General features: G+C 50.1%; 13 protein-coding genes and 1 tRNA gene. 9 read left to right on the top strand and 5 right to left on the bottom strand.

Going from position 1 to position 11,837, the window contains the following annotated elements:
• Positions 1–94 precede the first annotated feature (94 nt).
• The 3 genes from Q0882_RS14350 to Q0882_RS14340 all read left to right on the top strand — a co-directional run bounded on the left by Q0882_RS14350 (position 95) and on the right by Q0882_RS14340 (position 2,309).
• Positions 95–598, top strand: coding sequence for a histidine phosphatase family protein (locus tag Q0882_RS14350; protein WP_299183006.1), 504 nt, complete (start codon positions 95–97; stop codon positions 596–598).
• Positions 599–653: 55 nt separating this feature from the next.
• A complete protein-coding gene (locus Q0882_RS14345; protein WP_299183005.1) occupies positions 654–1,610 on the top strand; it encodes an AEC family transporter in 957 nt (318 codons plus the stop codon).
• A 105-nt stretch (positions 1,611–1,715) separates the two neighbouring features.
• Positions 1,716–2,309, top strand: a complete 594-nt coding sequence (locus Q0882_RS14340; protein WP_299183004.1) for a hypothetical protein — start codon at positions 1,716–1,718, stop codon at positions 2,307–2,309.
• Here Q0882_RS14340 and Q0882_RS14335 read toward each other — a convergent pair.
• From Q0882_RS14335 to hemA, 5 genes are read right to left on the bottom strand one after another with little or no spacing between them, the layout of a single operon-like run.
• Positions 2,290–2,739, bottom strand: coding sequence for a CoA-binding protein (locus Q0882_RS14335; protein WP_299183003.1), 450 nt, complete (start codon positions 2,737–2,739; stop codon positions 2,290–2,292). The two genes, Q0882_RS14340 and Q0882_RS14335, sit on opposite strands and share 20 nt — an antisense overlap.
• Entirely contained in the window at positions 2,736–3,506 is a 771-nt protein-coding gene (locus tag Q0882_RS14330; protein ID WP_299183148.1) for a molybdopterin-synthase adenylyltransferase MoeB, read from the bottom strand. The genes Q0882_RS14335 and Q0882_RS14330 overlap by 4 nt, the downstream gene beginning before the upstream one ends.
• Positions 3,507–3,516: 10 nt before the next feature.
• Positions 3,517–4,359 carry a peptide chain release factor N(5)-glutamine methyltransferase gene (gene prmC, locus Q0882_RS14325; RefSeq protein WP_299183002.1) on the bottom strand — a complete coding sequence of 281 codons (843 nt, stop codon included), beginning with the start codon at positions 4,357–4,359 and terminating at the stop codon, positions 3,517–3,519.
• Between the two features lie 44 nt (positions 4,360–4,403).
• The gene (gene prfA / locus Q0882_RS14320) at positions 4,404–5,492 is read right to left on the bottom strand and encodes a peptide chain release factor 1 (RefSeq protein WP_299183001.1); all 1,089 of its coding nucleotides are present in this window, start codon (positions 5,490–5,492) and stop codon (positions 4,404–4,406) included.
• A complete protein-coding gene (hemA, locus tag Q0882_RS14315) occupies positions 5,492–6,763 on the bottom strand; it encodes a glutamyl-tRNA reductase (RefSeq protein ID WP_299183000.1) in 1,272 nt (423 codons plus the stop codon). The genes prfA and hemA overlap by 1 nt, the downstream gene beginning before the upstream one ends.
• Before the next feature lie 257 nt (positions 6,764–7,020).
• Between hemA and Q0882_RS14310 the strand changes: the two genes are divergently transcribed.
• The 6 genes from Q0882_RS14310 (at position 7,021) to pth (ending at position 11,820) form a co-directional block, all read left to right on the top strand.
• Positions 7,021–8,715, top strand: a complete 1,695-nt coding sequence (locus Q0882_RS14310; protein WP_299182999.1) for a tetratricopeptide repeat protein — start codon at positions 7,021–7,023, stop codon at positions 8,713–8,715.
• 4 nt (positions 8,716–8,719) lie between these two features.
• Positions 8,720–9,313 (top strand): lipoprotein insertase outer membrane protein LolB, encoded by a 594-nt coding sequence (gene lolB, locus Q0882_RS14305; protein ID WP_299182997.1) that lies wholly within the window; start codon positions 8,720–8,722, stop codon positions 9,311–9,313.
• A gap of 101 nt (positions 9,314–9,414) precedes the next feature.
• Positions 9,415–9,489: transfer RNA gene (locus Q0882_RS14300), tRNA-Gln, on the top strand.
• 64 nt (positions 9,490–9,553) lie between these two features.
• Positions 9,554–10,495, top strand: a complete 942-nt coding sequence (locus tag Q0882_RS14295; protein ID WP_299182996.1) for a ribose-phosphate pyrophosphokinase — start codon at positions 9,554–9,556, stop codon at positions 10,493–10,495.
• Between the two features lie 121 nt (positions 10,496–10,616).
• Positions 10,617–11,207, top strand: coding sequence for a 50S ribosomal protein L25/general stress protein Ctc (locus Q0882_RS14290; protein WP_299182995.1), 591 nt, complete (start codon positions 10,617–10,619; stop codon positions 11,205–11,207).
• Between the two features lie 22 nt (positions 11,208–11,229).
• The gene (pth, locus tag Q0882_RS14285; RefSeq protein ID WP_299182994.1) at positions 11,230–11,820 is read left to right on the top strand and encodes an aminoacyl-tRNA hydrolase; all 591 of its coding nucleotides are present in this window, start codon (positions 11,230–11,232) and stop codon (positions 11,818–11,820) included.
• The last annotated feature ends 17 nt before the right edge of the window (positions 11,821–11,837 follow it).

The raw sequence follows: 11,837 nt of genomic DNA, 5'->3' as shown, positions 1-11,837 counted from the left end.
TTTTATTAAAAGAAATTTTAAGTATCAGGTCGCATTTCTCTCAATATGATCCAATACTGATACAAGCACCCTTCCTATCTGGCACAGTGGATCTATGAAAAAGCTCACCTTAGTCCGTCATGCGAAATCCAGCTGGAAATACCCAGAACTCAGTGACTTTGATCGCCCCCTGAATAAGCGCGGTAAACGTGACCTACCCGAGGTTGCTCAACGCCTGCTTGAACAGGAGATAATCCCTGACCAGATCTTCAGCAGCAGCGCCAAACGCGCGATGAAAACCACTGAGGCTATAAGCGCTTGCCTTAATCTTAAAGGAGATCAGGTGCAGGAGATCCCTGAGCTATACGAAGCTTGCGCAGAAACGATCAAATATCTGTTACAGAACCTGCCGGAGTCGATCAGGCACATTATGATCATCGGGCACAACCCCGGACTGGAACGGCTCTGCTTTGATCTAACCCAGGAAATCCCGTTAAAATTTCCAACAGCAGCGGTTGCTCATATGCACCTGAGTATTACCCAATGGCATGAGTTAGCCGATGGGTGTGCAACTCTGACCTACTTTGATTACCCCAAAAAACATCTTCCACCCAAATAGGTTTACCTCTCACCAAGCATGCTAAAATAACGCCTCCTTGTTTGAGACTAGAACCGTGGATCTATACCTGCAATCGCTGAGCTTCACTGCAAATATTGTCGCGCCTATCTTCTTTATCGTTTTCCTGGGCTACCTGCTGAAGCGATTACGTATCATCGATGAAGCCTTTATCGGTACCGCTTCACGACTGGTCTTTATGATTACCCTGCCAGCCCTCGTGTTCATGTCGATCTCCAGAACCGATTTTCAGGCGGTATTCAATCCCGAACAGCTGGGGTTTGTTCTGGCCGCCACGATTGTGAGCTTTATCACTCTGTGGTGGATCGCAAAACGATGGATAACCCGAGGAGAAGATCTGGGGGTTTTCATTCAGGGCGCCTTTCGCAGCAACTACGGCATCATCGGATTGGCGGTTAGCTACAACCTGTTCTCAGATTCTGGCCTAGCGCAAGCATCCCTTCTGCTGGCATTAGTAATCCCTCTGTTTAATGTTCTTTCGATCATCGCGCTGACCATACCCGCACAACGCAGTGGTGCCGCCAGTTTTGGGAATATGTTACTTGAGGTTCTGAAAAACCCGCTGATCATTGCGGTGCTGCTAGCACTGCCATTCTCCTATTTTGGTTTCCAGCTTCCAGAAGTAGCGACAAAAACAGGCCGCTATTTTGCCAACCTGACCCTGCCACTGGCGCTGCTTGCGATTGGGGGATCACTAAATCTGGATAGTTTGCGCAACACTTCAGCTCAGGCGACCTGGGCATCAGCATGCAAGTTAGTCATCATCCCATTAGTGTTGACACTCACCGCCTGGTTATATGGTTTCAAAGGGCAAGACCTGACCATGTTGATGGTATTATTTGGCTGCCCAACTGCAGCAGCCAGCTTTGTGATGGCCAAAGCGATGGGCGGCAACGCCGAACTGGCAGCCAATATCATACTGATGACAACACTGGGTTCTGTCGCTAGCCTCTCTGCCGGCATCTACCTGATGCGCGTTCTCGGGGTTATCTGAATCAGCCGTGAAAAGGTCATCATTTTTAACCATCTTTCCAGTATTAGGGGAGGTAAAATGGCTACCGCAGTTTCTGTTACAACGATCTGATGCAGGGTTTGAAACATGCTTAAACTATTTAAGAGTGACCAACTGGCCAAGGCCAGTAAGGCGATCGAAACGGATGATTTGGAGAGACTTCAAAAGCATCTGAAGAAGATCAGCAGTGACCAGATTGATCAGCCTGTTGCCGAGAACAGCCCAGCGCTGGCGGAGCTCTGCATTCTTGCCCAATCAGCCAAGGCCCTGAAACAGGTATTAGAGCATGGCGCCAACCCGAACACCCAGAGCGTTAGCCAACCTCAGCTATCTCTGTCACAGCTAGCGCTAACTCAAGAGACCAGTCTCCCCCTGCTCACAGCACTGTATAATGCGGGATGCCAAACAGATCCGACCTCCCTACTGAAGCCCTGTTTTTCCCACTGTAGAGAACAGGAGCTGATGCTCCATCTCTCCTTACTGCTGCAGCAGGGCGCAAAGCTGGATGATGAGCTAACAGATTGCGCACTCAGAACAGAAAACCGCGCGCTGATTCACTTCATTATCAATTCAGGAGCATCTAAGCCCGAAGGCTTAGAAACCGGTGATTACTCCGACGAGACACTGAGCTATGCACTCAAATGTTGGGACGATCTGCGTATCAGACAGATGTTTCTTTAGCCCTGACAGATGCAGGGACCGTAATACCAAACTCCGGGATATCGATCTTAGGACAGCGATCCATAACCACCTGCAAGCCCGCGTCCTGCGCTTTTTGTCTGGCCACAGGGTTGATAACGCCCAACTGCATCCAGACCGCCTTCGCACCCAAAGCTATTGACTGATCCACAGCGTCAACAGCCGCCTCACTGTTGCGAAAGATATCCACAAGATCGATCGGCCCCTCTATCTCAGATAACTGCGCCAGCACAGTCTGACCGTGAAGCTCTTCGCCTGCCAGCAGAGGGTTCACCGGAATAACCTCGTAACCACACATCTGCAAAAATGCCATCACTCGATAACTCGCACGCTCAGGCTTGTTGCTCGCCCCCACCATCGCGATGGTGCGTGTGTTCTCAAGAATCTCTGTTACCTGTTGCTCATCACTCATGATTGCTCAACTCCCTGTTGATGACTGTTACACACCGGGCAAGACGGGTCTTTTCGCAGCTTGAGCGTACGCCAGTCCATTGTTTTCGCATCCAAAAGCAGCAAACGTCCCGCAAGACTCTCTCCCACCGATGCCAGTACCTTTAATGCTTCCATCGCCTGCACAGAACCGATAATTCCCACCAGAGGCGAGAGTACACCGGATTCCGAACAGGTCAGATTCTCATCACTTCCCTCTTTATACAGACACTGGTAGCAAGGTGACTCTGGCTTAAGCGGATCATAGACCGCAACCTGCCCCTCCATGCGAATCGCAGCACCGGAAACAAGTGGCTTTTTATGCATAAAACAGGCACGGTTAATCGCAAAACGGGTAGAAAAGTTATCGGTACAGTCTACGACCAGATCTACAGTAGCAATCAAGCTCTGCATCGCCTCATCATCAAGACGCTCATACAGGGTCTTAACCCGCGTATCGGGGTTCAGTTGCGCAATGGTATTCCGGGCAGAATCAACCTTGGGCTGACCGATACGCTTTGTATTATGCGCAACCTGCCGCTGCAGATTCGACAACTCCACCTCATCATCATCAACCAGCACCAGCTCACCAACCCCGGCTGCGGCAAGGTACATAGCAACCGGGCTTCCCAGACCGCCCAGCCCGATAATCAAGACCGTTGAATTGAGCCAGATCTCCTGACCGTTAATATCCACATCCGGCAACATGATCTGCCGACTGTAACGCAACAGCTGTTCATCACTCAGCATTGAACTCTCCTCATGCTGTAACCTCTCCAGGCCATCGCCCACAGGTAACACGCTCATTTTGACCGTAGTCCCGGTACGTTTCTACATCCATGTAACCTAACTGCTCAAGCAGCTTCCGGCTACCTGCACCCTGATCGTAGCCATGCTCAAACAGAAGATATCCATCCGGCTTAAGGTAATCCCGCGCCTGCTCAGCGATCAGCTCAATATCTGCCATCCCCTGCTTATCTGAGGTTAACGCTGAGAGAGGCTCAAAGCGTACATCCCCCTGTATCAGATGCGGATCATCCGGATCGATATAGGGGGGATTACTCACAATCATATCGTATTGCCCACGATGCGGTTCAAACCAACTCCCCTGAACAATGCTGACGTTATTCAGTTGCAGTTTGCTGCAGTTTCGCGTTGCTAAAGCAACCGCCTCATCAACATAATCAGACGCAACAATCTGCCACGAGCTGCGCTCTGTTGCCAACGCCAGTGCAATGGCGCCGGTCCCGGTACCCAGGTCCGCAACTCTGGCCTCTTTTTTATCACAACAAGCTAGCGCCTGTTCCACCAGCATCTCAGTATCCGGCCGTGGTATCAGTGTGTGTGGCGATACTTCGAGATCGAAACTCCAGAAACCCCGATAACCAAGAATATGTGCCACAGGCTCACCCGCTCTCCGACGGCTCACCATCGTTTCTAACTGCTCAACCTGCTTCTGTTCAATCTCACGCTCAGGCCAGGTAAAAAGATAACTGCTGGGTTTTCCAATCAGATGACAGAGCATCAGTTCAACATCCAGCTCAGGGGACTCACTGACCTGCTGTAACTGCTCACTTAATTTTAGAACTTGCCGAATCTGCATAGCCCACCGATCTAAAGAAAAAGGGCCATATACGGCCCTTTTCATTAACTCTCTTCTGACAGCGCACCCAGCTGTTCAGCCTGATACTCATTCATTAGCGGTTCGACGACATATTGCAATTCGCCCGCAATGATCTCCTGTAACTTATACAGGGTCAGGTTGATGCGATGATCGGTGACACGCCCCTGTGGATAGTTATAGGTACGAATACGCTCCGAACGATCACCACTACCGACCAGACTCTTGCGGGTACTGGCCATCTCCGCCTCATGCCGCTCCTGCTCAGCAGCCTGCAACCTGGAGGCCAGAAGTGACATCGCTTTGGCACGGTTCTTATGCTGAGAACGCTCCTCCTGACATTCGACCACAACCCCCGTCGGGAGATGGGTGATTCGAATCGCAGAATCGGTTTTATTGACGTGTTGTCCACCCGCACCTGACGCACGAAAGGTATCAACTCGCAGATCCGCCTTATTGATCTCAATCTCAGCCGATTCATCCATCTCAGCCATAATTGCAACGGTACACGCGGAGGTATGGATTCGCCCCTGAGACTCAGTTTCCGGTACCCGCTGTACGCGATGGGCACCTGACTCAAATTTCAACTGAGAATAAACATTAGTACCTACAATACGAGAGATAATCTCTTTGTAACCACCATGCTCACCCTCATTAGCGCTGACCACTTCAACCCGCCAACCCTGCATTTCGGCATAACGGGAGTACATCCGGAAAAGATCTCCGGCAAAAATGGCAGCCTCATCTCCGCCCGTTCCAGCACGTACTTCGAGGAAAACATTTCGCGAATCATTCGGATCTTTTGGTAGCAACAGTATCTGCAGATCCGCCTCAAGCGCTTCGATTCGAGCCTTTGCCTGAGGATATTCATCCTTTGCCATCTCACGCATATCAGGATCAGAATCTGCCATCATCATTTCAGCTTCTTCAAGATCCTCCTGAGCCTGGTTATAAGCAGAAAATGCCTGTACCACGGGCTCCAGTTCCGAGTACTCCATTGAATAATCCCGGAACTTGTTTTGATCGGAGATCACATCTGGATCAGACAGTAACGCCGCCAACTCTTCATAGCGGTCACTGAGCTTCTCCAGCTTACTTAAAATCGAATCTTTCATTATTTACCGTTCTGTTGTTGCTCACCCAGTTGGTGAAGCTCCTGCACAACATCCAACACATCAGTGCGCCCTTCAGCACTCGCTTTGCGCATCTGAATCGTTGGATGGTGCAGCATTTTTTTTGTCAAACCTCGTGCCAACATCGTCAACACTTCTTCAGGAGATTTACCGTTACTCAACTGTTTCAGCGCCCTTTCCAGCTCCTGATCACGCAGAGCTTCAGCTTGAGACCTGAACGCAGTCAGTACATCAACCGCATCGAGAGAACGTAACTGGCGCATAAACTCATGCGCACCGGTCTCAATAATCTCTTCAGCCTGACGCGCAGCATCTTCACGACTACGCTGATTCTCCTCGATCACCTCTTTGAGGTCATCTACGGTATAAAGGTAGACATCATCCAGCTCAGCAACCTGCTCTTCAATATCGCGAGGCACGGCGATATCCACCATAAAAATGGGGCGGTGCTTACGCTTCTTCAAAGCAGTTTCTACCGCGCCTTTACCGAGAATAGGGAGCTGGCTCGCGGTTGATGCGATGACAATATCAGCTTCAGCCAATGCATCAGGAATATCCCCTAACAATATGGCATTCCCACTGAATTCATCGGCCAATGCCAGCGCGCGACTCAAAGTCCTGTTCGCGACAGTTATCTCTTTTACACCGGCATTGTTAAGATGACGAGCAACCAGTTCAATGGTCTCACCCGCACCGATCAACAGCGCTTTACTACTATTGAGATCTGCAAAGATATGCTGAGCCAGACTCACTGCGGCATATGCCACCGACACTGGGTTTTCACCAATGGCAGTATCAGTTCGCACCTGTTTTGCTACTGAAAACGTTTGTTGGAACAAGCGTCCCAACTCAGCCCCTACATGCCCCTGCTCCTGAGATAAGCTAAAGGAAGATTTCAACTGCCCCAGTATCTGAGGCTCCCCCAGTACCAGGGAATCAAGACCACTGGCCACACGCATCATATGTCGCGCGGCTTCCTCATCCCAGAAAACATAGGAGCAGCGTTGCAGTTCATCAGGATCAAGGCGGTGATAATGTCCAAGCCACTCCAGCAGAGCACGAGAACCCTCGATTCCGGCTGAACAGTAGAGCTCCGTACGGTTGCAGGTGGAAAGGATCGCAATCTCTTTTAGATCGGCGAACTCTCTGGCCTGCTGCATCGCTTCAGACAGCAGTTCGGGCGCAAACGCAACACGCTCACGCACTTCAACTGATGCTGTTTTATGATTGATGCCTAACGCAAGTAGAGCCATTCTATCCGCCGTAACCCGATACTTTCTTGACGCTTACAGTACTGATGTTGTCAGCCACTGCAATAAATAAGCGCGCTATGATACAACGCTTTAGCGCAAAGGTTAAAACTCCATATTAGGAATAGGGGAACTTCTCGCATAAAAATGGCCCCTAATAAGAGGCAAAACATCCAATGATAGCTGACAAGCTGTTGCGGATTAAACTATAGTGACCTGAACCAATTCAGGGATGTCAGGGGCTGACCACGCGTTTTTCTATGAAAAAATCTCTATCATTTTTTATCTTCACCGTCGCTTTGCTGCAAGGATGCCAGAGCAATCCGAATAGGAGCGAACCGGTTTCGCTGGAGCCCGTTACCTACACCCCGGGTGAGTTCAACCGGGAATCGCTGTATGACCTAATGCTCGCAGAACTTGCCGGTCAGCGCCGAATGTTCCCGATTGCTCTGGAAAAGTATCTGCACCAGACAGAAAAAACCCGTGACCCCCTGATCGCGGAGAGAGCCACCCGGATAGCCCAATACCTGAGGGACAGCGAAAAAACACTGCTGGCAGCCCAACTCTGGCGGGAGATAGCAACCGACAACCCCGAACCTTATCAGATAGAGGCCAACATACTTCTTCATAAGAAGCAGTATGACGCAGCCCTGCCGTTGGTTCGCAAAGCACTTGAGTACGATGCGTTAAGAACGCTCGCACTGATCCGCACCCAGAGCGATCAGATTGATTCAACCACCCAAGCTGAATACATCAAAATGCTGCAGAGCTATGGCAGTGAACAGCCTCCCAGAGCTGACCTGGAACTTACACTGGCTCTTTTGTACAAAGCCGCCGGAAGAGAACAGCTTGCCCTGTCTGCATTTAATCGCGCCCTCGACATTGAACCGAATAACCCGGAAGCGCTCATACAGAAAGCTGAGTTACTGCGTTCTGACAATGATATCAATGGTGCGCTCGATCTCATCCAAACTGCCTTCGAGCAACAACCTGAAAACAGACAGCTTCATATCCTCTATACCCAACTGCTTTTTCAAGCCGAACAATCAAAAAAGGGGGTTATGCAGGCCGAAACGCTGCTGCAGAAGAATATTAAAGATCACCAGCTAACCTACTATCTGGCCCTGTTACTCCTTGAGAATGAAGCACCCGAAAGTGCCAAAACAGCATTCCGGCGCCTGCTTGAACTCAAACCTCAAGATAGCTCACCACACTTTTATCTGGGCCATATCGCACAGGCAGAGGGCGAAAAAGCACTCGCACTTGAACACTATACAGCGGTTAGAAACGGCTCCAATATTTTACAAGCACTTTCCCGTGCAGCAGGATTGCTCAAAGCCCCTGAAGATAAGGAGCAGGTACACCTTATACTTGCAGAAGCCCGCAGCGAACTTCCAAAGCAAGCACCCAATATCTTTACGCTCGAAGCAGAATGGCTGGATCTACATGATTACCGGGAAGAAGCACACTCTCTGTTAGAGGAAGCATTAGAGCAATACACCGATAACACAACTCTGTTATACACCCGCGCCATGCTGGTTGAATCAACTGATTTTCCGCAGGCCGAACGGGATCTGCAGCGCATTTTACAACTCGAACCCGAAAACGCGACGGTGCAGAACGCCCTTGGATATACACTGCTACTTCATACTGAACGCTACTCTGAAGCTTATGAGCTGATTCAGGCTGCGCTGAACCAGGAACCCGAAGACCCCGCGATTCTCGACTCCATGGGCTGGGTGCTCTTTAAGATGGGGCGTGCTCAGGAAGCGCTACCTTATCTGGAAAAAGCTCACAATCTTTATGCTGATCCAGAAGTATCAAGCCATCTGATCCAGGTCTATTGGGCAACCGATCAGAAAGAACGCGCGCGCGGTCTTCTGAAACGCAGCCTCGAAACCAGCCCTGACAGTCCATTCCTTGAAGAAGCAGCTCAATTCCTGGAATCAGAATAATCCGATGTTAAGACACCTACTCCTCATTACATTTGCGATCTACCTTGGCGGATGTAGTTTAAAGCCCACTTCCACCGTACCAATTGAACACCCTCCTGTCAGTTGGGAGGAACATCAGCAACGCGTTAGCACCATCACCTCGTGGGAACTCGATGGAAAGATAGGCATTCGCACCGCAGACGATGCTCAGTCAGCAAGCTTGTCGTGGATCCAGCAGGAGCAGGATTACCAGATTGCCATCCGCGGTCCCTGGGGGCAGGGTGGTGCCTCCATTGCGGGCAGACCAGGCAGCGTGATTGTAGAGATTGCAGACGAAGGGATCTTTGAAGGATCCAGCCCTGAATCGATCTTAGATGAACAGCTTGGGTGGCACCTTCCTATCAGTGATATTTACTGGTGGATTCGCGGCTTGCCGGCACCCACTAAGGCCTATCAACACCACCTGGAAAACCAACAACTCAGAACACTCCAACAGAGTGGCTGGGCGATAGAATACCTGGCCTACAACAGTCTCAATCCATCGCTACCCCGCAAAATCCGGATGACACGGAAAGAGCTGAAAATCACTCTGATAATCAGCACCTGGATACGGCGTTGAGCCTCCACCGAATCCCGCTCTCTCCTGTTTGACTTTATACAGTCAATCCTAGATAATCTGCGCCTCTTTCAACGGGAGGCCGGGCCTCCAAGAGGAAATGTTGGGGTATCGCCAAGCGGTAAGGCACTGGATTCTGATTCCAGTATGCGGAGGTTCGAATCCTCCTACCCCAGCCAAATGCCTATGAACGGTTCCCGATCTATAGATTCCGAACAAATTAAAATCGAAAAGGTGCACGCCGTGTCCAAGATGATGGTCTTCACCGGCAACGCTAACCCGGAACTTGCGCGAAAAGTAGTTGATCGCCTTGATATTCCGATGGGTAAAGCGAATGTTGGTCGTTTTAGTGATGGCGAAGTAAGCGTTGAGATTCAGGAGAATGTCCGTGGTAAGGATGTTTTCATTATTCAGTCTACCTGCGCGCCAACTAACGACAATCTAATGGAACTGATTGTACTGGCCGATGCGCTCCGTCGCGCATCTGCATCACGTATTACCGCAGTGGTACCTTACTTCGGTTACGCTCGACAGGATCGTCGACCACGTTCAGCGCGTGTGCCTATTACCGCAAAAGTTGTTGCAGATATGATGGATGCGATCGGTATCGACCGCGTACTCACTGTTGATCTGCATGCTGACCAGATTCAGGGCTTCTTCAGTGTCCCTGTAGATAACGTTTACGGTTCTCCAGTTCTTCTGGACGATATCGTTGATCAGGAATACGAAGATATTCTTGTTGTATCACCCGATGTTGGTGGTGTTGTTCGCGCTCGCGCAGTTGCCAAACAACTGGACTGCGATCTGGCGATCATCGACAAACGTCGCGAACGCGCTAACGAATCTCAGGTGATGAACATCATCGGTGATGTTGAAGGCCGCACCTGCGTTCTGGTTGATGATATGTGTGATACTGCCGGCACCCTGTGCAAAGCAGCGAAAGCACTTAAAGATAACGGAGCCGCACGCGTCGTCGCTTATGCCACTCACGCAGTTCTGTCCGGACCCGCTGTAAGCAATATTACTAACTCTGATCTGGACGAATTTGTCGTTACAGATACGATTCCACTGTCTGAACCTGCTTCCCAGTGCAGCAAGATCCGACAGCTGACACTGGCACCTCTGCTTGCTGAAGCCGTTCGCCGTGTCTGCAATGAAGAATCTATCAGCGCGATGTTCCGCTAGGATCAACGCGCCGGTATACACACTCCCACTCTAGCAGCGGGAGCAAACTGCCCATCAGGGCCAAAATCTGCAAAACCTGGTCGCAAGGTTTTGCAGTTTGTTTATTTAAAGGTATTAAAAAATGTCTAATTTTGTAGTTAATGCAGTAGCACGTAACGATGAAGGGAAAGGTGCGAGCCGCCGCCTGCGTCGTGAAGGCCTGGTTCCAGGTATTGTTTTTGGTGGTGACAAGCGTAAGAAGCCAGCATCAATCTCTATCGCGAACAACGAACTGGTTAAAATGATCGAAGATGATTCTTTCTTCTCCTCTATCCTGACTCTGTCACTGGACGGAAAAGAAGAGCAGGTTATTATCAAAGACCTGCAGCGTCATCCAGCTAAACCAGTTGTACTGCACGCTGACTTCCAGCGCGTAACTAAATCCAACAAGATCAAGATCACTGTTCCTGTTGTATTTGCTAACTTTGAAAAATCTCCAGCGTCCAAAGCTGCTTGCAAGTTTGCCGCTGAGAAGAACACAGTTGAAGTTATGTGCCTACCAGCAAATCTGCCTGAAACACTGGTTGTTGATCTGGTTGAGTGTAGCTCTGATCAGGTACTTCACCTGTCTGACATCACTCTACCTGAAGGTGTTGAGATTGTTTCTCTACGCCGTGGTGGTGACCACGATCAGGGTATCGGTTACGTATACGCGCCTCGCGGCAGCAAATAATTAATCGATACATTACACCCGCATGAAAGACAGAATCCAGCTCATCGTTGGCCTGGGAAATCCAGGCGATAAGTATGCGCAAACCCGTCACAATGCGGGTGCAGAGTTTGTCGAGCAGCTTGCTGCTCGACATCTCGCCCCCCTTAAGCCCGAAAAGAAATATCACGGGCTCTACTCCAAAGCTCAGATCAACGGTCAGACGGTTCACCTCTTGGTACCAACCACCTTTATGAATCTGAGTGGTCAGGCTGTTGCAGCTCTGGCAAACTTTTACAAGATACCACCTGAAGAGATTCTGGTCGCTCATGATGAGCTAGACCTCCCCCCCGGCGTTGCACGCTTTAAACTCGGCGGCGGTCATGGTGGACATAATGGTTTGCGCGACATCATCAGCAAACTAGGTAACAACAAAAATTTCTACCGTTTACGTTTAGGCATCGGCCATCCCGGCCACAGCAGCCAGGTAAGCGGTTTCGTGCTTAACAAAGCACCAGCCAAAGAGCGCGATTCAACAAACGCTGCAATTGATGAAGCAGAACGCTATCTGGAACTGGCCATATCCGGTGACTGGAACAAGGCGATGAACCAGTTGCACAGCTTTTCAGCCAGTTAGCTCAAATACAGGAATCA

It is taken from the genome of uncultured Neptuniibacter sp. (assembly GCF_947498015.1).
Taxonomy (GTDB): domain Bacteria; phylum Pseudomonadota; class Gammaproteobacteria; order Pseudomonadales; family Balneatricaceae; genus Neptuniibacter.
The sequence above is the reverse complement of the archived record's forward strand: the minus strand, read 5'-3'. Positions and strand labels throughout refer to the sequence as shown.